The 20551-nt window shown below is 70.0% G+C and carries 20 protein-coding genes; 9 read left to right on the top strand and 11 right to left on the bottom strand.

The features are described 5' to 3' along the window. Positions 1-13: 13 nt before the first annotated feature. From ABT340_RS28865 to ABT340_RS28855, 3 genes are all read left to right on the top strand, one after another. Positions 14-352 (top strand): hypothetical protein, encoded by a 339-nt coding sequence (locus ABT340_RS28865; RefSeq protein ID WP_352013989.1) that lies wholly within the window; start codon positions 14-16, stop codon positions 350-352. A 301-nt stretch (positions 353-653) separates the two neighbouring features. After that, positions 654-887, top strand: a complete 234-nt coding sequence (locus tag ABT340_RS28860; RefSeq protein WP_352013988.1) for a hypothetical protein — start codon at positions 654-656, stop codon at positions 885-887. 17 nt (positions 888-904) lie between these two features. Next, on the top strand, positions 905-1129 hold the full coding sequence (locus ABT340_RS28855; protein ID WP_352013987.1) for a BldC family transcriptional regulator: 225 nt from the start codon (positions 905-907) through the stop codon (positions 1127-1129). An 861-nt stretch (positions 1130-1990) separates the two neighbouring features. On the opposite strand, the gene ABT340_RS28850 is transcribed toward ABT340_RS28855, so the two are convergent. The 3 genes from ABT340_RS28850 to ABT340_RS28840 all read right to left on the bottom strand — a co-directional run bounded on the left by ABT340_RS28850 (position 1991) and on the right by ABT340_RS28840 (position 3905). Beyond that, positions 1991-2413 (bottom strand): type II toxin-antitoxin system VapC family toxin, encoded by a 423-nt coding sequence (locus tag ABT340_RS28850; protein ID WP_352013986.1) that lies wholly within the window; start codon positions 2411-2413, stop codon positions 1991-1993. Next, positions 2410-2730: a type II toxin-antitoxin system Phd/YefM family antitoxin gene (locus tag ABT340_RS28845; RefSeq protein WP_352013985.1), complete on the bottom strand. Its 321-nt coding sequence runs from the start codon at positions 2728-2730 to the stop codon at positions 2410-2412. Before ABT340_RS28845 ends, ABT340_RS28850 begins: the two co-directional genes overlap by 4 nt. A 356-nt stretch (positions 2731-3086) precedes the next feature. After that, the gene (locus tag ABT340_RS28840) at positions 3087-3905 is read right to left on the bottom strand and encodes an SAM-dependent methyltransferase (RefSeq protein ID WP_352013984.1); all 819 of its coding nucleotides are present in this window, start codon (positions 3903-3905) and stop codon (positions 3087-3089) included. A 402-nt stretch (positions 3906-4307) separates the two neighbouring features. Between ABT340_RS28840 and ABT340_RS28835 the strand changes: the two genes are divergently transcribed. The 5 genes from ABT340_RS28835 to hutI all read left to right on the top strand — a co-directional run bounded on the left by ABT340_RS28835 (position 4308) and on the right by hutI (position 10953). Continuing rightward, complete coding sequence (locus ABT340_RS28835) at positions 4308-5171, top strand: MurR/RpiR family transcriptional regulator (protein WP_352013983.1); 864 nt, start codon at positions 4308-4310, stop codon at positions 5169-5171. Positions 5172-5261: 90 nt separating this feature from the next. Beyond that, positions 5262-6932 (top strand): urocanate hydratase, encoded by a 1671-nt coding sequence (hutU, locus tag ABT340_RS28830; RefSeq protein WP_352013982.1) that lies wholly within the window; start codon positions 5262-5264, stop codon positions 6930-6932. A 47-nt stretch (positions 6933-6979) separates the two neighbouring features. Next, a complete protein-coding gene (locus tag ABT340_RS28825; RefSeq protein WP_352014150.1) occupies positions 6980-8137 on the top strand; it encodes an allantoate amidohydrolase in 1158 nt (385 codons plus the stop codon). After that, positions 8134-9537 carry a formimidoylglutamate deiminase gene (locus tag ABT340_RS28820; protein ID WP_352013981.1) on the top strand — a complete coding sequence of 468 codons (1404 nt, stop codon included), beginning with the start codon at positions 8134-8136 and terminating at the stop codon, positions 9535-9537. The genes ABT340_RS28825 and ABT340_RS28820 overlap by 4 nt, the downstream gene beginning before the upstream one ends. Before the next feature lie 255 nt (positions 9538-9792). Beyond that, complete coding sequence (gene hutI, locus ABT340_RS28815; RefSeq protein WP_352013980.1) at positions 9793-10953, top strand: imidazolonepropionase; 1161 nt, start codon at positions 9793-9795, stop codon at positions 10951-10953. A gap of 16 nt (positions 10954-10969) precedes the next feature. Here the strand turns inward: hutI and ABT340_RS28810 are convergent, their stop codons facing one another. The 3 genes from ABT340_RS28810 to ABT340_RS28800 form a co-directional block, all read right to left on the bottom strand. Next, positions 10970-12121: a Fic family protein gene (locus ABT340_RS28810; RefSeq protein WP_352013979.1), complete on the bottom strand. Its 1152-nt coding sequence runs from the start codon at positions 12119-12121 to the stop codon at positions 10970-10972. Positions 12122-12209: 88 nt separating this feature from the next. Beyond that, complete coding sequence (locus ABT340_RS28805; RefSeq protein ID WP_352013978.1) at positions 12210-12509, bottom strand: putative quinol monooxygenase; 300 nt, start codon at positions 12507-12509, stop codon at positions 12210-12212. Positions 12510-12542: 33 nt separating this feature from the next. Then, positions 12543-13583: an aldo/keto reductase gene (locus ABT340_RS28800; protein ID WP_352013977.1), complete on the bottom strand. Its 1041-nt coding sequence runs from the start codon at positions 13581-13583 to the stop codon at positions 12543-12545. Positions 13584-13715: 132 nt separating this feature from the next. Between ABT340_RS28800 and ABT340_RS28795 the strand changes: the two genes are divergently transcribed. Beyond that, entirely contained in the window at positions 13716-14591 is an 876-nt protein-coding gene (locus tag ABT340_RS28795) for a helix-turn-helix transcriptional regulator (RefSeq protein ID WP_352013976.1), read from the top strand. Here the strand turns inward: ABT340_RS28795 and ABT340_RS28790 are convergent. The 5 genes from ABT340_RS28790 to ABT340_RS28770 all read right to left on the bottom strand — a co-directional run bounded on the left by ABT340_RS28790 (position 14569) and on the right by ABT340_RS28770 (position 20479). Further along, the gene (locus ABT340_RS28790; RefSeq protein ID WP_352013975.1) at positions 14569-15348 is read right to left on the bottom strand and encodes a MerR family transcriptional regulator; all 780 of its coding nucleotides are present in this window, start codon (positions 15346-15348) and stop codon (positions 14569-14571) included. The genes ABT340_RS28795 and ABT340_RS28790 overlap by 23 nt on opposite strands. A 101-nt stretch (positions 15349-15449) precedes the next feature. Further along, positions 15450-15734: a hypothetical protein gene (locus tag ABT340_RS28785; protein WP_352013974.1), complete on the bottom strand. Its 285-nt coding sequence runs from the start codon at positions 15732-15734 to the stop codon at positions 15450-15452. Positions 15735-16049: 315 nt separating this feature from the next. Beyond that, positions 16050-16562, bottom strand: coding sequence for a GNAT family N-acetyltransferase (locus tag ABT340_RS28780; protein WP_352013973.1), 513 nt, complete (start codon positions 16560-16562; stop codon positions 16050-16052). A 666-nt stretch (positions 16563-17228) separates the two neighbouring features. Then, entirely contained in the window at positions 17229-18992 is a 1764-nt protein-coding gene (locus tag ABT340_RS28775) for an SGNH/GDSL hydrolase family protein (RefSeq protein ID WP_352013972.1), read from the bottom strand. Between the two features lie 407 nt (positions 18993-19399). Further along, positions 19400-20479 (bottom strand): Gfo/Idh/MocA family protein, encoded by a 1080-nt coding sequence (locus tag ABT340_RS28770; protein ID WP_352013971.1) that lies wholly within the window; start codon positions 20477-20479, stop codon positions 19400-19402. Between the last annotated feature and the right edge of the window lie 72 nt (positions 20480-20551).

The following is a 20551-nucleotide window of genomic DNA, read 5'->3' as shown; positions in this document are numbered from 1 at the left end:
AGCCTGTAACTCCGTGCAGACGGCTCATCCAGGCTGGCTCGTCTTCCACAGCTCGCGGTCCGGCCTGTGGAGCGCCTACCGGAGCGCCCTGTCCGGCAGGCCGTACCCCGGGAAGGTGCTGTTGGTGCGGGCCGAGTCCGCCGAGGAGCTGGATCGCAAGCTGGCAGCCCAGGTGTCTCCGGTGGTGCCGCCGAGCATTCAGGCCATCGCCGTCGCCCGCGCTCTGCAGGCCGCTCGGGTCGGGCAGTTGGCGAGGGCATCCCGGCTGGTCCAGGCCGCTCGAATCGTACGGACTGGTCAGGGCGCCGCGCTGGATCGTCCCACCGGACTGCGCAGGTTACTGCGCTCCTGAGGCCGGTACGGCGGGCGGTGGAACGTCATCCCACCCGCCGCCCCGCCGTACCCCATGAACGTGCGGTCCAGGTAGGAGGGACCTGGGCCGCACATCTTCGCGAGGCGGCTCCCATGCACGTTGAGCGTGTTGGGGAAGGGGAGTCGTCTGGCGCACCGGTCTCACTCGTGGGGCCGGTCCTCCTCCAGGGTGCCCGGCCGTCGTGCTCCCCGGCTCGGGGCCGGGCACCCGCCCTCACTTCTTCGACTCTTCTTCGGCTCCCGGAACACTTCTGGAACAACTCCCGGAATCAGGGACGACCATGACCGAGTACGAACGCCGGTTGATCGACCTGCTCACCAGCACCCACCCCGCCTGGCGCTACGAACACCTCCACCTGCCCGGCCTGCCCCGATGGTGGGCCATCCGCTACAAGCCGCTACGGCCTGACCAGCGCGCGGCCGGGGCCCGGGACATGCTCGGCCGAACCACCCTCCACCGCCTCGCCGCCGCCTTGGCCCGCCACGACGAAATCCTCCACCGCACCCGCCATTGACCCTTTTGGAGCCCCCCATGTCCCCACTCAAGGCCGTCGCCCCGGACGGCACCTTCACCACCGGTTCCGGCACCACCGAACGCCTGCTCACCCCCGGCGAGGTCGCCCGCATCTTCGGCGTCGACCCCAAAACCGTCAACCGCTGGGCGCTGACCGGTCGCATCCCCTCAGTGAGAACCCCCAGCAACCAACGCCGCTACCGAGAAACCGACATCAACGCCCTCCTCAACACCACACCTTGATCGTCGCCTTCCGCTTCTCCAAGCGGGAGACGATCGCCCCCACATGCGCGGGGAGCACGGCTCGACTTGACCGGCGTCATGGGGACCATCCCCGCGTGCGCGGGGAGCACCTCCTCCACGACACGAACCCCCGCTGGTGGGAGGGACCATCCCCGCGTGCGCGGGGAGCACATTTGGCGATCAGCATTTCACCCCTCGGCCTTGGGACCATCCCCGCGTGCGCGGGGAGCACTCGCCCCACATGCCCTGCACACTCGCCGGGGCGGGACCATCCCCGCGTGCGCGGGGAGCACCCTCGGCGACCTGCGGGTTTGTCGGCGGTGAGGGCTGAAAATCATTACTTTCGTTGAGTCGGGCATTTCGGGCACGGCGTTTGGCGGGTCCGGGGTCTGAAGGCAAGGGTGACGGTATGGCTTTCTGATGCGTGGTGGGTTTCCCGTGTCGGGGTCTGCTTGTGGATCAGGGAGTTTTGCGTCGTGTCGCACGTTAGCCTGTGGTCGGCGCTGTCTCGGTGAACTTCATGGTGTGTCCGGTATGTCCAAGTCGATGGAAGTGATGATTTTCGGCCCTTGCCGCTGATAAACCCGCAGGTCGGCGAGGGTGCTCCCCGCGCACGCGGGGATGGTCCCCGGCCCACGGTTCGAGCAGACGGTAATGAGTGGTGCTCCCCGCGCACGCGGGGATGATCTCAGAGCGCCTGCTTGCAAGCAGGAGGGCAGGAGTTCGAATCTCCTAGGCTCCGCCCAACGAAAAGCCCAGGCCGGGGATGGTTCCCCAGACTGGACTTCGGTCGTTCTACGGGTGCTTCAAGGTCCGTATGGCACGCATCTAGCCGACCACCGGGAGTTCGACTGCTTGCGCTCATCCGCTGTCCCAACGCGGCCGAGTGACCGGCATCACGGAGAGCAGGTGGTCCAGGCCTTTGAAATCCTTAGGGTTGCAGGTGTAGAGGGGCAGCTGGTTTGCGATGGCCACGCAGGCGATCATCAGGTCCGCTGTCCGGGGGCGGGGTTTACGTCCTGAGGCGACGACGGCCGTCCACAGTTGGCCGTACTCACGGGCGGCGGCGTCGTCGAAGGGAAGTGGATCGAACTCTGCCTCGACGGTCTGCAGGATCTTCATTCGCTGGGCGAGCTCCTGCGGTCCGGTGGCCACCAGCACGCCGACTGACAGCTCCGCGGTGGTGATGGCGCTGATCAGCATCTCGTCGGGAAGCTCGTCGGGGTCGATGCTGGCGCGCAGGATAAGGGTGTTGGTGCCGAGCAACCCCTGGGCGTGGGTCATTCCTCGTTCTCCGTGACCGCGCCTCTGCCGTAAGCGCGGTCGTAGGGGTCGTAAAACTCGTCGTTGACGTGGCGGTCCATGTCCTCGCGGTATTTCCGGTCGTCCAGCCATGGCGTGCCGCGAGACACGGCGGCGAACTCCGCTCGTGAGACGGCTCGGCGTCGGCGGCGGATGGGAACGAGGTCGCCGATGTGGTGGCCGTTACGGGTGACGGCGTACCGTTCCCCTCGTTCCAGCCCATCCATGATCTCGGCTGACCGGTTGCGCAGGTCACGCTGGGAGATCTGATGGGAGGGGTCGGGCTGAGGAGTGTTCACTCTTCATCCCTATAGGAATGTGCTACCTGGTGCTACAAGATGGCACGGCTCGTCAAGCCGTCCGGGACCTTGGTCTGAGAACCACCGGCGATGAGGAGAAGGTCGAGGTGGAAAGTAAGTCCGTGCTCACAGATCGGCAGGCCGAAGGGCATCGCCGGGCCACTGAGGGCGATCAGCGGTGGACAGGCACGGTCGCTCGCGGAGAGCCCGCCGCCCGGCTCAGAGCCCGCACGGCTCAAGATCAGGCCGATTTGCCAGCAGGATGTCAGGAGGTGCTCCCCGCGCACGCGGGGGTGGTCAGGTCGGTTGTGTGATGTGGTCGGACGCGCAGGGAGGCCCTGTTGAGGGGGAGCCGACTATTCCTTGTGGCCGATGCCGCCGACTACCCAGATTGAGTCGGGGCGGTGGATCAGGTCGTCCTCGGGGCGCCATTCGGGGATGTAGACGACTCCGGGGTCCACCAGGGCGAGGCCGTCGAAGTAGCGTTCGATCTCGGCCTTGCTGCGCAGGCCCTTCCTGTGGGGGCCGGTGACGGCGCCCTCGTTCTGGTAGAAGGCGGCGAGCTTGGCGGTGGCCTCGGGGCGCAGGTCGCCGACCGGGTGGGAGATGGCCAGGTAGCTGCCCGGCGAGATGGTCTTGCGGAGGTAGTCGATGATCTGGTCGACCTGGGAGTCGTCCTGGATGTCCTGGAGCACGCCGAACAGCAGGATCGCGACCGGCTCCTCGGGGTTGATCATCTTGGTGAGGCCGGGGTCGGCGAGCAGCGCCTCGGGGTCGCGGAGGTCGGCCTCGACGACCACGGTCAGCCGGTCGTCCTGCAGCAGGGCCTGGCCGTGGACCACGACCATGGGGTCGTTGTCGACGTAGACGACCCGGGCGTCCGGGGCCACCGCGTGGGCGATCTCGTGCACGTTGCCCTGGGTCGGCAGGCCGCAGCCGACGTCGATGAACTGCCGGATCCCGGCCTCCTGGGCGAGGAAGCGTACGGCCCGGCCGAGGAAGCGCCGCCCCTCACGCCAGAGCACGGGCAGTTCGGGGGTGATGGCCATCGCCGCTTTGGCCGCTTCCCGGTCGGCGGCGAAGTTGTCCTTGCCACCCAGGAAGTAGTCAGCGACCCGCCCCATGTTCGGGGTCGTGGTGTCGAGCCTGGGCCTCTCCGGCTTCGACGATGCCACCGTGTTCTCCGTCCAGCAGATCCATTTTCTGCGGAGGTTATCCGCTTTTCTTATGCCCCGGGGTCATATTCCGGCAACCGGTAGCCCCAGCCTGGCGGTTCATGGCACTTTTCGCGCGGGTCATGTCCACTTCCGCGCATGATCATGCGTTGAGGGCCCGGGCCTGGCACGGAAGGCGGGCAAACGACGGTGACGGCTGTCACTGGTCTCCGGCGGACGGCCGACCGGGCGGTGACCGAATAGCCCTTTAGGGAGCCTCCACCGTTCTGCATGTAGCCATGCAGGAGGCATGATGAATGAATATATTCCATGCCCAAGTCTGAAGCCCGGCCCCACTCCAGACCCGGGTTCTGAGTCACGGCCGCGCTGGGCCCCGACCGACGCCCCCGACCGAGGAGAAGTATGAGTCACGACGACGCCGGACCCCGCATGCTGCGGCTGTTCGAGGGGCACCGGCTGACCCCCGCGCAGCGCAGGATCGCGCACTGCCTGGTGCAGCACGCCGGGGAGGCGGCCTTCCTGTCCAGCGTGGAGGTGGCCGAGCTGGCCGGGGTCAGTCAGCCGTCGGTGACCCGCTTCGCGATGGCCCTCGGGTTCGACGGCTACCCCGCGCTGCGCAGACAGCTGCGTGAGCTGGGCTCCCCGGAGACGGTCGTCCAGGACGAGGCCGGGGAGGGCGCCGAGGAGGAGGCGCCGAACGAGTTGCAGCGGGCCGTACTGGCGGAGATCGCCCACCTGCGGCGGCTGGCCGGGACGCTGGCCGATCCCAAGCCGGTCGTCGCCGCCGCGCGACTGCTGTCGGTCTCCCGGCCGCTGCCGGTCCTCGGACTGCGGGCCGCCGCCGCGCAGGCCGCGGGGTTCTCCTACTTCGCCGCCAAGGTCCACCCGGATGTGCGGCTGCTCGACGAGGGCGGGTCCATGCTGGCCGACCGGATCGAGCGGGCCGCGGCGGCGGGAGCGACCGCGTTGTTGTGCTTCGCGCTGCCCCGCTATCCGGCGGAGCTGACCGAGGCGCTCACCGTCGCCAGGGACGCCGGGCTGAGCGTGGTGACGGTCGCCGACAGCGCCTTCGCGCCCGCCGCGGCGCTGTCGGACGTGGTGCTGGCCGCCGAGGTCGGTACGAGTCTGGTCTTCGACACGGCCTGCGGCCCCATGATGCTGGGCAGAGTCCTTCTTGAGGCGATGTGCGATGAGATCCCCGGGGCCGAGGGACGGCTTGAGGCGTTCGAGGTGTCGGCCGCGGCCAGGGAGATCTTCACGGACTAGCCTGTTGACTGAAACTATTCAAGCGGGATACAAGTGAATACATCTATTTGAACATGTCGGCTGACGGCCGACGTGCTGGAGGGCGGAAGCGTGGCTGAGCAGAACGGCCGAGGTCCGATCAGGGCTCCGCGTGGGACGGAGCTGAACACGCGCGGCTGGCAGCAGGAGGCCGCGCTACGGATGCTCATGAACAACCTCGACCCCGAGGTCGCCGAGCATCCCGACAAGCTCGTCGTGTACGGCGGCACCGGCAAGGCGGCGCGTGACTGGCGCTCCTACGACGCCATCACCCGCACCCTGAGCACGCTGAAGGGCGACGAGACCCTCCTCGTGCAGTCCGGCCGTCCCGTCGGGGTCATGACGACCCACGAGTGGGCGCCGCGTGTCCTGATCGCCAACTCCAACCTGGTCGGCGACTGGGCGACCTGGCCCGAGTTCCGGCGCCTCGAACAGCTCGGCCTGACCATGTACGGGCAGATGACCGCCGGGTCGTGGATCTACATCGGCACCCAGGGCATCCTCCAGGGCACCTACGAGACCTTCAGCGCCGTCGCCGCCAAGCGGTTCGGCGGCTCCCTCGCCGGGACGATCACCCTCACCGCCGGGCTCGGCGGCATGGGCGGCGCCCAGCCGCTGGCCGTCACCATGAACGGCGGCGTCGTCATCTGCATCGACTGCGACCCGCGCAGCATCGACCGGCGCATCGAGCACCGCTACCTCGACGTCAAGGCCGACAACCTCGACGAGGCCCTGCGCCTGGCCTACGAGGCGCGCGACGCCCGCAGGCCGCTGTCCATCGGTGTCGAGGCCAACGCCGCGCAGGCCGTACCGGAGCTGCTCGCCAGGGGCGCCGAGATCGACGTCGTCACCGACCAGACCTCCGCGCACGACCCGCTGGCCTACCTGCCGATCGGCGTCGCCTTCGAGGACATGGCCGACGAGGCCGCCAAGGACCCGGAGGGCTTCACCCAGCGGGCCCGCGAGTCCATGGCCAGGCACGTCGAGGCGATGGTCGGCTTCCAGGACGCCGGGGCCGAGGTCTTCGACTACGGCAACTCGATCCGCGGCGAGGCCAAGCTGGCGGGCTACGCGCGCGCCTTCGACTTCCCCGGCTTCGTGCCCGCCTACATCAGGCCGCTGTTCTGCGAGGGCAAGGGCCCCTTCCGCTGGGCCGCGCTGTCCGGCGACCCCGCCGACATCGCCAGGACCGACCGGGCCATCCTCGACCTGTTCCCCGAGAACGAGTCCCTGGCCCGCTGGATCAAGATGGCCGGGGAGCGCGTCCACTTCCAGGGCCTGCCCGCGCGCATCTGCTGGCTCGGGTACGGCGAGCGCGACCGGGCCGGTGAGCGCTTCAACGACATGGTCGCCTCCGGCGAGCTGTCCGCCCCCGTCGCGATCGGCCGTGACCACCTCGACTGCGGCTCGGTGGCCTCGCCGTACCGGGAGACCGAGGCGATGCTCGACGGGTCGGACGCCATCGCGGACTGGCCGCTGCTCAACGCCATGGTGAACGTCGCCTCCGGCGCGTCGTGGGTCTCCATCCACCACGGCGGCGGTGTCGGCATCGGCCGTTCCATCCACGCGGGCCAGGTCACGGTCGCCGACGGTACGGCCCTGGCCGGGGAGAAGATCCGCCGGGTGCTGACCAACGACCCCGGCATGGGCGTCATCAGGCACGTGGACGCCGGATACGACCGGGCCAACGAGGTCGCCGAGGAGCGCGACGTGCGCGTCCCGATGCGCGAGGGCGACGCGTGAGCGACGCGTACGAGAAGGCGGGCGCGGCGGGGGAGGGCTTCCGCCGGATGTGGCGGGAGCTGCTGCCCGTCGGCCGGCACGCGGGCAGCGGCGGTTACCGGCGCCACGCCTGGACCTCCGCCGACGCCGAGTGCCGCGCCTGGTTCGCCGAGCAGGCCGAGGCCAGGGGCCTGGGCTACGAGATCGACCGCAACGGCAACCAGTGGGCCTGGCTGGGCGACCCGGCCGCCGGGGACGCCGTCGTCGTCGGCTCGCACCTGGACTCGGTGCCGGACGGCGGCGCCTACGACGGCCCGCTCGGCGTCGTGTCCTCCTTCGCCGCCCTCGACGCGCTGCGGGAGCGGGGTGTCACCCCCTCAAGGCCGCTGGCCGTCGTGAACTTCGGTGACGAGGAGGGCGCCAGGTTCGGCGTCGCCTGCGTCGGGTCCCGGCTGATGGCCGGTGTCCTGGAGCCCGGCCATGCCAGGGACCTGCGTGACGGCGACGGCGTACGGCTGGCCGACGCGATGGAGCACGCGGGCCGGGACCCGGAGGCGATCGGCCGCGACGACGAGCGGCTGTCGCGGATCGGGGCGTTCGTCGAACTCCACGTCGAACAGGGCAGGTACCTCGCGGACACCCCGCACGCCGTCGGCGTCGCCTCCGCCATCTGGCCGCACGGCCGCTGGCGGTTCGACTTCCCCGGCGAGGCCAACCACGCCGGGACCACCCGGCTCGTCGACCGTCACGACCCCATGCTCGCCTACGCGGCGGCCGTACTGTCGGCCAGGGAGCTGGCGCGGGAGGCCGGGGCGCTGGCGACCTTCGGCAAGGTGCGCGTCGAACCCAACGGGACCAACGCCATCGCCTCCCTGGTGACGGCCTGGCTCGACTCGCGGGCCGCCGACTCGGCGACGCTGGACGCGCTGGTCAAGGCCATCACTGAGGCCGCCGAGGGAGCCGAGGTCACCCGGGAGTCCTACACGCCGGTCGTCGACTTCGACGTCCCGCTGCGGGACCGGCTGGCCCGGGTGCTCGGCGGCGTCCCGGTGCTGCCGACCGGCGCCGGGCACGACGCGGGCATCCTCGCCTCCGCCGTACCGACCGCGATGCTCTTCGTGCGCAACCCGACCGGGGTCTCGCACTCTCCGCACGAGCACGCCGAGGAGACCGACTGTCTGGCCGGGGTGAGCGCCCTGACCGACGTTCTTCAGGACCTGCTGTGAACGGCAGGTTCTGGGCACGACACGCCTGGACGGGAGGGGCACAGGCAGGAGCCCCCGGTCCCGGAACCCCTGGGGCTGGGGTATCCGGGTCCGGGGGTTCCGACCCCCTTGAGTCCGGGCTGCTCATCGAGGTGACCGACGGCCGGATCACGGCGTTGCGGCCGGGCGGCGAGCCCGGCGACGCCGTGGTCCTCGACGGGCTGGTGCTGCCCGGACTGGCCAACGCCCACTCGCACGCCTTCCACCGGGCGCTGCGCGGCGAGACCCAGGTCGGCGGCGGCACCTTCTGGACCTGGCGGGAGACGATGTACCGCGCCGCCGCGGCCCTCGACCCCGACACCTACCTCGACCTCGCCACGGCCGTCTACGCCGAGATGGCCCTGGCCGGGATCACCTGCGTCGGGGAGTTCCACTACCTGCACCACGCGCCGGGCGGCACGCCGTACGCCGACCCGAACGTCATGGGGGAGGCGCTGGTCGAGGCGGCGGCACGGGCGGGCATCCGGATCACGCTGCTCGACACCTGTTACCTGTCGTCCGGGTTCGGGGCGCCGCCCGACGCGACGCAGGCCCGCTTCAGCGACGGTACGGCCCACGCCTGGGCGGAACGCGCCGAGGCGTTGGCCGTCGCGCTGGACAAGCACCCGCACGCCGTCGCCGGTGCCGCCGTGCACTCCGTGCGGGCCGTCCCCGCCGACCAGCTCGCCGTCGTCGCGGCCTGGGCCGAGGGCAGGCTGGCGCCGATCCACGCGCACCTGTCCGAGCAGCCCGCCGAGAACGAGGGCTGCGTCGAGGCGTACGGCGTCACGCCGACCAGGCTGCTGGCCGACCACGGCGTGCTCGGCCCCCGGGCGACGGCCGTACACGCCACCCATCTGACCGGCGACGACGTCGCCCTGCTCGGCGGCAGCGCCACGACCGTCTGCATGTGCCCGACGACCGAACGGGACCTCGCCGACGGCATCGGACCGGCCAAGGACCTCCAGCTCGCCGGGTCGCGGCTCACCCTGGGCAGCGACAGCCACGCCGTCATCGACCTGTTCGAGGAGGCGCGCGGCATGGAACTGGACGAACGGCTGCGCACCCGCCGCAGGGGGCACTGGAGCGCCGACGAACTGCTGCGCGCCGCCACCGGCGACGGACACGCCTCACTCGGCTGGCCGGAGGCGGGCCGCATCGAGGTCGGCGCCGTCGCCGACCTGGTGACGGTCTCCCTCGACTCGGTCCGCACCGCCACTCCACGGCCCCGCCCGGAGACCGCCGTCTTCGCCGCGACGGCCGCCGACGTGCGGGACGTCGTGGTCGGCGGCCGGCTGGTCGTACGGCACGGCGCCCACCGGCTCGTCCCCGACGTCCCCGCCGCCCTGCGCCGGGCCGTCGGCCGCCTCTGGGCGTCGTGACGCGGTGCTCTCCCCGTCGCGCCGGAGCCGTGCCGTCTCGTACGGCAGGACCTCCGAGCCGGCGTGCGCCGTGGTCTCCTCGCCGCGTCGGAGCCGTGTCACCCGGCACGACGGCGGCATCATGAACGCAGGGGCCGGTCCCTGGCCCGTCCCGCACCATGCCGTGGTGAGCGCCGGGACCGGTCCCTGTACCCATTCACGCCGTGCCGTGGTGAGTCCCTGTTCCGCCTGTCTTTCCGCACGTCCGGAGGTACCGTGAGCCTGCTCGTCACCGGTCTGTCCCGTCTCGTCACCAACGATCCGTCGCTGGGGCAGGGGCCGCTCGGCGTGGTCGAGGACGCCGCCGTCGTCCTCGACGGGCCCACGGTCGCGTGGGTGGGCCCCGCCTCCTCGGCTCCGGCGGCCGACGAGGTCCACGACGCCGGGGGCAGGGCCGCGATCCCCGGCTTCGTCGACTCCCACGCCCACCTGGTCTTCGCCGGGGACCGCACGGCCGAGTTCGACGCCCGCATGTCGGGCACGCCGTACACGGCCGGGGGGATCCGCACGACGGTCGCGGCGACCAGGGCGGCGAGCGACGCCGAACTGTCGGCCAACGTCGCCAGGCTGGTCGCCGAGGCGCTGCGCCAGGGGACCACGGTCATCGAGTGCAAGTCCGGCTACGGGCTCACCGTCGAGGACGAGGCCCGTTCGCTGCGGATCGCCGGTGAGCACACCGACGAGGTGACCTATCTCGGCGCCCACGTGGTCCCGGCCGACACCGACGCCGACGCCTACGTGGACCTCGTCACCGGGCCGATGCTCGACCGGTGCGCGCCGTACGCCCGCTGGGTCGACGTCTTCTGCGAGCGTGGCGCCTTCGACGGCGACCAGGCGCGGGCGATCCTCGAAGCGGGCGCCAAGCGCGGGCTCACCCCCCGGGTCCACGCCAACCAGCTCGGTCACGGCCCCGGCGTACGGCTCGCCGTCGAGCTCGGCGCCGCCTCCGCCGACCACTGCACCCACCTCGACGACGCCGACGTCGACGCCCTGGCCTCGGGGAACACGGTCGCCACGCTGCTGCCCGGCGCCGAGTTCTCCACCAGGGCCGCCTACCCGGACGCCCGGCGCCTGCTGGAGGCGGGGGTGACGGTCGCGCTGTCCACCGACTGCAACCCGGGGTCGAGTTTCACCACGAGCATGCCGTTCTGCGTGGCCGTCGCGGTGCGGGAGATGGGGATGACCCCGGACGAGGCCGTGTGGGCGGCGACGATGGGCGGGGCGCGGGCGCTGCGCCGTACGGACGTGGGCCACCTCGGCCCCGGCGCCCGCGCGGACCTCGTCCTGCTCGACGCCCCCTCCCACGTCCACCTGGCCTACCGCCCCGGCGTCCCCCTCGTCTCGGCGGTCTGGCACCGGGGCGAACGCGCCGTCTGACCCTCGGACCGAGCGGTCAGGAGGAGAAGGGGTCGGAGTCGTCGCGCTTTCCGCGGGCGTGGACGATCTCTTCTCGGATAGCGGCCAGTTCTCCACCCGCGACGTAGTAACGTCCTCGTTTCTCTCCGCGGGGTTCGATGAGTCCCGTGTCCACCAGCTGACGCAGGTCCCGGTTGGCGGTTGATTCGGTGATGGGCTCCTCGCCTGAACGCTCCAGTGCCGTTCGGTAGGTCTGGTTTCGTATCCGGAATCCCATCGCCGCGTCGAACATTACCGCCATGACTCGTTCGGGCAGGCGATGTGTCTCGGTGAGCCGCTCCAGCGCGGTCCACAACAGGCCGCTCTCGCGGATGCGGACAAGGTGCGTGCGCGCCTGCCGCAGGTGCGCGGTCAACATGAAGCGGAGCCATGGTCGGGCGTCGTTGCCGGGATTCCAGGAACCCTGGCCGACCTCCGCCAATACCGCGTAGTAGGCGGGAGTGTTACGTCCCAGATACTCCTCCACACTCATGAAGATCGGGGACAGGACTCCTTCGCGGGAGAGAACCAGGCTCTGCAAACACCTGGCCATGCGGCCGTTGCCGTCCTTGAACGGATGGATCATGACAAGGTTGAGGTGCGCCATGGCGGCTCGTACGGGAGCCGGGCTGCTGTGCCCATTCTCCGCGGTGAGCCTTTCCGCCAACCCCTCCATCAGGGTTGGCACCTGGTCCACGGAGGGTCCCTCGTAGACGAGGTCCCCGGACCCCTCCTCCCGGACGTAGATGGAGCCCGCTCGCCATCTTCCCGGGCGGTTGCCGAGGTTGTAGCTCGTCATCATGAAGTGCAGGCTCTTGAGCATCTGGGTGGTGTAGGCGAAGTCGTCCTCTCCAGCCATCTGAAGGACGTAGGTCATCGCGTCGCTGTACCCCTTGATCGCGAGCTGTGTCTCCTGGGTGGCATCCAGGGGTTCGTCGCCTGCGGCGATGGCGGCGGCATCATCCAATTTGGCCACGTAGCCCTCGATGGAGTTGGACCCCTGGACCGCGCGTGCGAACGTCTGACGTCGCAGCTGGCCAACCCATCGTCGAGGTTCGTGGAGCTGGTGGCGGAGCTTCCGCTTGGCGTCCTCGACCTCTTCGAGGACTTCAAGCTCCCGGTCGTCAAGGACAGGAGTGGCGAACAGCATGAGCGATATCCCGTTTCTATCCCGCATCGTGCTGGATATTATCCCGCACCGTGCGCGAAACTATCCTGCATTCGCGCACGGTTCTCGGTCACCCGTCGAACTTCGTGGGGGTGAAGGTGCCGACGGTCATCGGGACGGCGAGGATCAGGTCGAGGACCTGCCGCACGTGCTGGAAGTGCGGGGTGGCGAAGTGCTCGGTCAGGGCCTCGGGGCCCGTCCACTCCTCGACGACGACCATCCGGGCGGGCTCGTTGGGGTCGACGTACGGCCGGTAGGCCAGGCAGCCGGGTTCGTCCAGGGACGGTTCGATCATCGCTTCGAGGGCGGTACGGAGCCGGTCCTCCTGGCCGGGCCTGGCCAGGAGTTCGGCGATGACGGTCAGGGACATGTCAGCACTCCTCCTTGGTTCTCGGAAAGGGCTTCACGGCCGGGCCGGGCCGACGCCCGCGCCCGAGGTGGTGATCGCGACGGCGATCTCCTCAAGGTCGGCCGGGGTGAGGCGCACCGCGTCCGCCGCGATCCACCCGTCGACCTGCGCGGCCGTACGGGCTCCGACGATGGCGCCGGTGATGCCCGGCCAGGCCAGCGTCCAGGCGATGGCCACCTCGGCGACCGTCACGCCGTGCCGCGCGGCGACGGGACGCAGGGCGTCGGCGAGCCGGAGGTTGGCGGGCAGGCCCGTGGTGAAGTCGCGGCTGGCGCGACGCCAGTCGTCGGCGGGCAGGGAGGCGACGCGTCCGGCGGAGAAGGTGCCGGTGAGCAGCCCCGACTGGAGCGGGGAGTAGACGATCACGCCGGTGCCGTGGGCGTTGGCCCAGGCGACCTCCGCCGCCGCCGAACGGTTGATCGCCGAGAACGGCGGCTGGACGACGTCGACGTGGGCGATCTCCTCGGCCGCCTGGAGCTGCTCGGGGGAGTGGTTGGACAGGCCGATCGCCCGGACCTTGCCCTCGGCCTTGAGGTCGGCCATGACCTGCCAGTACTCCTGAAGCGGTGTGGCGTTCGGCGAGACGGCGCCACTACCGTCACCGGCGAACTCCAGCGACTCGCCGGTGTCCGGCCAGTGCACCTGGTACAGGTCGATGTGCTCGACCCCGAGCCGCCTGAGTGAGTCCTCGACCTCGCGGCGCACACTGGCGGGCTTCATGATCCGGCGTGGCGCGGCCAGCGGGTCGTCCGGGTCCCAGACCAGGCCGACCTTGGTGAACAGGTAGGGCCGGTCGGCCTCCGGCAGGTCCGCCACGGCCCTGCCGACCAGCTCCTCGGAGTGGCCGAGGCCGTAAACGGCGGCGGTGTCGATCCAGTTGACGCCGGAGGTGACCGCGCGCCGGATGGCGGCGATCGACTCGGCGTCGTCGGTGGCGCCCCAGCCGAAGTGCCAGCCGGGGCCGGAGACGGCCCAGGAGCCGAAGCCGAGACGGCTGACGTTCATGCCGGTGCTGCCAAGGGGAACGGTGGTCATGTCGGTGCCTTTCGGAGTTACCGGGTTGATGTCCACCACTTTCCTGCTCTTTCCACGGCTTACCCAGTGGCGGCCCGTGCCTGGGCACGGCGTGACCAGGCTGGAGTTCCAGAGGGCGGGGATACTGGATTCATGGCACTGGACAGACGTGTGGAACTGGGCGAATTCCTAAGATCCCGTCGCGCCAGGCTGCGGCCCGAGGAGCTCGGGCTGCCCGCCTACGGCGGCAACAGACGTGTCCCGGGGCTGCGCCGGGAGGAGCTGGCCATGCTCGCCGGGGTGAGCGTGGACCACTACGTACGGCTTGAGCAGGGCCGTACCCTGCACTTCTCCGAGGCGGTCCTGGACGCGGTCGCCCGCGCGCTGCGGCTGGACGCGGCCGAACGCGACCACCTGTACCGGCTCGCCCGCCCCTGGTCGGAGGCCGACCGGCGGGAGAACGCCCCCGAGCCGCAGCGGGTCAGGCCAGGACTGCGCAGGCTGCTCGACCTGGCGTCCGGGGTCCCGGCGTACGTCGTGGGACGCAACACCGACGTCCTGGCCTGGAACCCGCTCGCGGCGGCGTTGATCACCGACTTCGGCGCGCTGCCGCCGCGGCGGCGGAACCTGGCCCGGCTGGTGTTCCTGGACGAGGGGACGCGCGGCCTCTACGCCGACTGGTACGGCAAGGCCGCGGACGTGACCGCCTTCCTCAGGCTCGACATCGCGCGTTATCCCGACGATCCGGAGACGGCGGTGCTGGTGGACGAGTTGTCGGCCGCCAGTCCCGAGTTCAGGGAGCTCTGGAGTGAGCACGGCGTCCGCGACAAGACCCACGGCCGGTACGTCTACCGGCACCCGGTGGTCGGTGAGCTGGAGCTCGGATACGAGACGCTCCGGCTGCCCGACGACCCCGACCAGGCGCTGATCGCCCACACGGTCGAGGAGGGGTCCGGCTCGGAGACCGCGCTGCGGCTGCTGGCCCTCTGGGCGAAGGAGAGCCTCGTCAGCCCTCAGCCGCGTTCCTGACGCGCTCCAGGTAGGGGACGAGGGCGGCCATCAGGTCGGCGGGCCAGGGGAGGTTCCGGCTGAGTTCGGCGCCGTTGTCCCGCCACATCCGCCGGGCCGCCTCCTGGGTGTCGCCGGTCGTCCCGCCACCGGGGTGGAAGGCGGCGCCCAGTTCGTCCCAGCGGGCGACGAGTTCCCGGACCCGGGGGTCGTCCACGGGGGTGTCGGCCCGCACGTGGCCGAGGAGTTCCTCGACCAGACCGGCCCAGCGGGTCCTGGCCTCCTCGACGGCGTCGGCGCCGAGTACGGCCCTGCGCTCGGCGAGCTGTTCGCGCTGTTCCGGGGTGAAATGGGTTTCGAACACAGAGATCATCTCCAGGGTCGTCATGAACCGCCCCGGGTCGGGCATCGTGCCGCCGTCGAGCTGCCCCAGCAGGTCGCGCAGCCGCAGCTTGAGCCGGTCGATCCGCTCGGCCTGCTCGTCAAGGCCGCGGAGCTGCGCGGACAGCAGTCCGCGCATCGTCGCCAGGTCGTCCGCCGGGTCCGCGAGCACGACCGCGATCTCGTCGAGCGACAGGCCGAGCGAGCGCAGGGCCCGAACCCGGTACAGCCGCCGCAGGTCGTCCTCGGTGTAGCGGCGGTGTCCTGAGGCGGTGCGTTCGCTCGCCGACAGCAGGCCGATCTCGTCGTAGTGGTACAGCGCGCGCACGGTCGTCCCGCTGGCCCGCGCCAGTTCTCCGATGCTCCACCGGCGTCCGGTGATGTCCTTCCCGGTCACCCTTGAAAAGGTAGAACCCCCCGTTACGGGGGGTTCAAGTCTCTTCTGGAGGAAGCGAGACTTCGGGGGGTGCCGACCGGAAGGCCGACACCCCGGTTCTCTTAGAAGAAGCGGACGGGGAAGCCGTTGAAGACGCCACCCCGGCAGAAGCCCCAGCGCCCGATCACGCGCACGGGCACGCCGCCGCCCAACTGGCACCGAGCCGGAGAGATCCAGCGAATGGTGATCTCGCCGGTCTCAGGTGTGGGGTCGTCGGCGGTGGTCGGGGCGGTGACGATCTCGGCGGGAGCCGGGTCGGCTGCTGCGCTGGCGGGCACCCCGGCGGCCAGCGGCGTCGCGACGACCGCTCCTGCGAGCGCCAGACCTGCGAGAAGACGACGGATCATGTTGAGTCCCTTCACGGTTTGTGATTTTGACGTAACCGATCGTGACTCATTCTCGGCCGGGCGAGGCTCTCCCACGCCGGGCCATTTGACTGACCGTGAGTTTTTAATCACTGGCGGTAATGCTGTCTTTCCCTGGCTCCTCGGTGGTTTTTTCGGAAGAATTTCCTGTTTTGTCGCTCCGGGATGATGTGTTCAGTGGGGAAGGGGTTCTTTATTTGTTAAGCGAGAAAAGGGGCCTGTTTATCTGCTTTTAGTGGCTGGATGTCGGCATTTTCTGCCAGATGGCGGTGATCGGTGGGGGTAGAGCGGGGGCCCTCACGGCTCGCCGATGGCCCCCCGGGCGGTGAACGAGATCCAGGCGTCGGGTGGCAGGTCGGGCCGGTTCGGGACAAGCCGGTGCTCCTCGGTCCAGGCGTCCCCGGCGATCGCGGTAGCGACCCGGCGCCAGAAACGCGCCGCGCCGGCGTTGTCGTCCTGGAAGGCGATCTCCCACGTGCCCGGATGCCGTGCGACGACCTGCCGTACGGCACGCAGCCCGACGCCCGTCCCCCGTGCGCCGCGCACGACGAAGAAACCGCTCAGCACGCGGACCGGGCCGTCCAGGCCGCGGACGACGGCCAGGCCGAGAGGGCGCTCGCCGTTCGTCACCAGATACGGCGCCCAGCCGGGATCGGTGAACGCCGCGTGCAACCGATCGCTCCTGAAGGTCCCGTCCGCGTCGGGCAGGGCTCCGCGAAACTCCGACATGTCATGACAGAACATCAGCCAGAGCCGCTCGGCGACGGGCAGGTCGGCTTCCTGGGCGAGCTGGACGAAAACCTCTGACATGGATCTCCCCGGTGAAGGTCGTGGAACGCGAAAAGCCTCCTCGCGGGACGGGGTCCTGGCCGAGGAGGCTCAACGTTTCCCGGGAAACATATCAGGGTTTCCTCGTGGCTTGGACCGAAGGCGCCAGTTTGGTGAACTTCCGGATGTTTCACAGTGGTGTGGGACGGTCTCGGCTGGGCGGTGCGCGACGCTCGTCAATCCCGAACCCCTTTAACGTATATGCGCCGGTCTCCACGCTTTGACTGGATGTTGTGGGAAATTTCGGTGCGTGGTATTCGTTAGGATGGTGAGATCTGCGCGGCAGCGGCCCGATCGGGCCTGCGTGCCGTACGGGCCGCGCTTCCCCTCGATGGTCCCGCGTCTTATCGCGGAGAGGTTCGATCCCGGTCGTCCGTGCTGATGTCACAGAAACCATCAACGACGCCGATCGGAACAGCGTGAACAAAAGGTTTACGCGTCACGGAGAGGGCGAGTCGTGAGCGACCCCCGAATTTATTCTCTTATCTGCGAAGCGCCTGAATGACGTTTGCGGGATGGCGGGGAACACGGCACGGACAGGAAAAGCGTTGCCGGGTCTCACCCGTGGGGCGGGACCGGTGGGCGAGCCACGGGCGTCCGGATGTCCGCCCGTGGCCGCTCAGCTCCCGGTCCGGCCGGAGCCGGGCCTCACCGGATGAGCTGCTCGACGTTGATCTTCACCTCGTAGACGTCCCGGTACGGGCTCGTCCCACCACTGCTCAGGGGCCACAGGATGGGCAACGGCTGCGTCAGGTCGAAGGAGATGGTCGGTGTGGTCGGCTGGACGGTGTCGACCGGATAGATGTTCCACCGCGGGGTCGCCGTACCCCCCGTCCCGGGAGAGGACTGCGAGCCGGTGGGCGTGGGCCTGGGCTGCGAGCCGGGGTTCGTGGGGAACAGCGGCGGATCGAGGTTGACGAAGGTCATGGTCGAGCGCGGACCCACGTTGGGGGTGCTGCTGCCGCCTCCCCCACCGCCGCCGGTGCCGCCGGTCGATCCACCGCTCTGGGTGGGGGTGACGGGCAGGTTGTGGCGGTCGTTGCGGCTGGAGTCGCACGGCTGCGCAGCTCTGGCCGGTGGGCGCGCTCCGTCGGGCGCCTTGACGCGCAGCCCGAGTTCGCCCGCGATCATCAGGGCGTAGTGTCCCGCCAGCGCCTTCTGCCCCTGCTGGTTGGGATGCCCTGACTGCTGTTTCTGGTTGAAGGAGTCCCCGGCGGGTGCCCAGACGAGGTTGCGGGTGTAGGGGGTTCTGGTCCCCAGTTCGTGGCCGGCGAAGGCGTTCTCGATGTCCAGCAGGTCGGCGGCGACCCCGTGGTCGGCCAGGACCTGCTGCGCCTTCTTGATGGAGGCGGTCAGCCGAGGCGACAGGGCACGAAGTCTCGCCCAGTCCGCGTCCCGGTTCAAGATGAACGTCAACCATCTCATCGGGCCTCCGGGAAGGCGGTCGTTCGCGAGAGACTGGGGGTAGTTGACCATCATGATCCTGGCCTTGCCGCCGGTGGCGGTCTTCGTCGCCCGTACCAGCTGCACCAGTCGCGCCGACAGGGTCGACGGTTGCGTCAGCGGACGGACGAACGGCGGGCGCGGAGGTTCCGAATCCGCCCATTCCTGTTCGGAGGTGCGGGTGGTGTCGAACAACGGCTCGGTCTCCGCCTCGACGGCGCTCAGGTTGCCTTTCTTGTCGAGGAGGGCCTGCAGCCTGGGTCCGAAGTCGACGTCGTTGCCGCCGAAGCCGGAGATCACCAGGTCGGTGGCGTTGTCCAGCCCCTGGCTCTGCGGCGGGTTGACGCGGCCGTGGTCGTTCTGACCCACGAAGAAGTGCTCGCTGGCGGCGCCGGAGGAGGCGTTGAAACGTACGTCGAAGAAAACCTCGGGATTGGCGCGGCGCAGCAGGTCGATGCCCTGCAGGACCGCCGCGTTGGCCGAACGGTGCCGGAAGTCATCCTCGTAGTCGGCCTGGGTGTGCCCCAGCGCCGGGATGGGCGGCTTCCCGTTACCGACCCAGAGGTAGGGGTCGGGCAGGAAACCGCGCTTGTTGAAGTAGTCTCCCGCCCCCTCTCCCGATATGTACGAGTCACCCATGATGACGATCTTCACGACCTTCTGCCCCGGCAGGGGGACACCCTGGCGGAACTGGGTGGGTTTGTCGTCCCCCCAGAACAGCGGCCCACCCGGCCCGGTACCCGTCGGCGGGCAGGTGTCGGTCGGCGCGTACCGCTGAGCCAGGTAATCCAGGCCGTTGGTGTTGGGGAGGTTCGCGAGCGTTTCGGCGTCGTAGTCGTTGAGCAGCGGGACGTCGCCGCCCACGGTGGCACTCGCGGGGGTGAGGCCGGCGCCCGCGACCAGGACCGTGGCGAGGGCCGCTCCTGCGAGCGCGCGAGGCAGGGGGCGATGTAAGGATCTTCGCGTCATGCGGTCAACTATGAGCAACGCTCACATGGGGTACCTCCTGCTGAGGAAGGAGCGCACCCCCCGCCGACCGGCCGCCGCCCCCTCCTGCCGGGGAAGGATCCCCCCGTCACATCCGCGAAGGCGATGGCGGGTCCGGCCTGGTCACAGGCGTGGCTCGGTGGCCGGACGCCGTACGGACCGGGGCCGCCGCCGTCGTGGGTCGCCGGTTCACGCTCGGATGTCCCGGGTCGGGTATGTGTGATCATGACCGGAACGGACGCCCGTTTCCTCGGCATCGCCGACCTGGTCGAAGCCCCGTCCGTCGCGAGGGAGTCCATCCCGACGACGTCGCGCTCTGCCTGGAGGTCGACCGGTTCCCCTTCGCGATGGTGGCGGCCCTGGAAGGTCCGCTCGTGGTTCTGCGTCCTTCACGCGACTCTCTGGGCGGTTCCCTCGGCCGCTGACCGTTCGACGGCGGCGAGGAGCCGGTGGTGGCGTAGGGCGGTATCGAAACCGGGATACGGCTGCCGGGCTTCGGCGAGGGCCCGGGCCACCTCCTGGTAGAGGGCCGCGATGTTGGCCGGAGGGCCGGACCGGACGCTGTCCGGAACCGTGCGACAGGTGTCGGGCACGGCCAGGACGTCGTCTCCGATCCTGATGTTCCAGTCGCCCCAGTGGATGAACGTCCCGGGCTGGGCCGGGGTGGCGGTCAGCGTTCCCTCGCTGCCGACGAGTTTGAGAAGGAAGGCGTCCTGGGTGGACGCGTTGCCGCCGTGCACGGCGACGGAGGCGGTGGCGCCGCTCGCCAGCAGCCCGTGCAGCAGCACGTGACCGGGCGTGGCGTTGGGCACGATCCGCTCCGTCCCGGTCACCAGCACGCGGTCGTGCAGGCGGGGCAGCCGGGCGGAGACCTCGGTCAGCGGGCCCGCGACCCGTTCGAGCGCGGCCAGGAAGTGACCGGCCATGATGGTCAGGACGTTGGTTCCCGCCGAGGGGTCGAGACTGAACACCAGGTCCGGCCAGATCCGGTTGCCTCCGAAGGGGGCGCCCTCCGCCACCAGCGCGACCGATTCGAGCGTGCCGATCCGGCCCTCGGCCAGCAGGTCGGCGACGAAGCGGGCACTCGGGGAGTGGTGCCCCTGGAGCACGACCGCGTGGACGACACCCGCGGCGACGGCGGCCTCGGTCAGCTCCCTCGCCTCGTCGGCGTCGACGCCCAACGGCCACTCGGACACGACGTGCTTACCGGCGGCGAGGGCGGCCCTGATCACGGCGGCGTGCCCGGGGGTCTTCACCGAGACGACGACCAGGTCGACATCGGGATGCGCGACAAGTTCACCCACGTCGGCGAAGGCGTGCCGTACGCCGTGGGCGGCGGCGGCCCGGTCCGCGCCGGCCTGATCGGTGGTCGCGACCGCGGTCACGTCGAACTCCTCAAGCGCGGCGAGCGCGGGCAGGTGCGAGCTGTTCGCCCAACCGCCGGCACCGACAACCCCGACTCGGATCATGCGTGTCACCCCTTAGTTCCGTACCGATTGGTACGAAATTAGAATGATGCGGCATCCTCGCGCAAGGGGTAA

It is taken from the genome of Streptosporangium sp. NPDC000239, assembly GCF_040300765.1.
Taxonomy (GTDB): Bacteria; Actinomycetota; Actinomycetes; order Streptosporangiales; family Streptosporangiaceae; genus Streptosporangium.
This window is presented reverse-complemented; position numbering and strand designations above follow the sequence as displayed.

Coding starts and splice junctions, on each gene's coding strand:
- ABT340_RS28800 (WP_352013977.1), bottom strand. CDS start 13,583: ATGACCACCGTTCCCCTTGGCAGCACCGGCATGAACGTCAGCCGTCTC.
- ABT340_RS28810 (WP_352013979.1), bottom strand. CDS start 12,121: ATGCTGTTCGCCACTCCTGTCCTTGACGACCGGGAGCTTGAAGTCCTC.
- ABT340_RS28780 (WP_352013973.1), bottom strand. CDS start 16,562: ATGTCAGAGGTTTTCGTCCAGCTCGCCCAGGAAGCCGACCTGCCCGTC.
- ABT340_RS28775 (WP_352013972.1), bottom strand. CDS start 18,992: ATGACGCGAAGATCCTTACATCGCCCCCTGCCTCGCGCGCTCGCAGGA.
- ABT340_RS28835 (WP_352013983.1), top strand. CDS start 4,308: ATGAGTCACGACGACGCCGGACCCCGCATGCTGCGGCTGTTCGAGGGG.
- ABT340_RS28795 (WP_352013976.1), top strand. CDS start 13,716: ATGGCACTGGACAGACGTGTGGAACTGGGCGAATTCCTAAGATCCCGT.
- ABT340_RS28805 (WP_352013978.1), bottom strand. CDS start 12,509: ATGTCCCTGACCGTCATCGCCGAACTCCTGGCCAGGCCCGGCCAGGAG.
- ABT340_RS28860 (WP_352013988.1), top strand. CDS start 654: ATGACCGAGTACGAACGCCGGTTGATCGACCTGCTCACCAGCACCCAC.
- ABT340_RS28770 (WP_352013971.1), bottom strand. CDS start 20,479: ATGATCCGAGTCGGGGTTGTCGGTGCCGGCGGTTGGGCGAACAGCTCG.
- ABT340_RS28785 (WP_352013974.1), bottom strand. CDS start 15,734: ATGATCCGTCGTCTTCTCGCAGGTCTGGCGCTCGCAGGAGCGGTCGTC.
- ABT340_RS28850 (WP_352013986.1), bottom strand. CDS start 2,413: ATGACCCACGCCCAGGGGTTGCTCGGCACCAACACCCTTATCCTGCGC.
- ABT340_RS28855 (WP_352013987.1), top strand. CDS start 905: ATGTCCCCACTCAAGGCCGTCGCCCCGGACGGCACCTTCACCACCGGT.
- ABT340_RS28825 (WP_352014150.1), top strand. CDS start 6,980: ATGTGGCGGGAGCTGCTGCCCGTCGGCCGGCACGCGGGCAGCGGCGGT.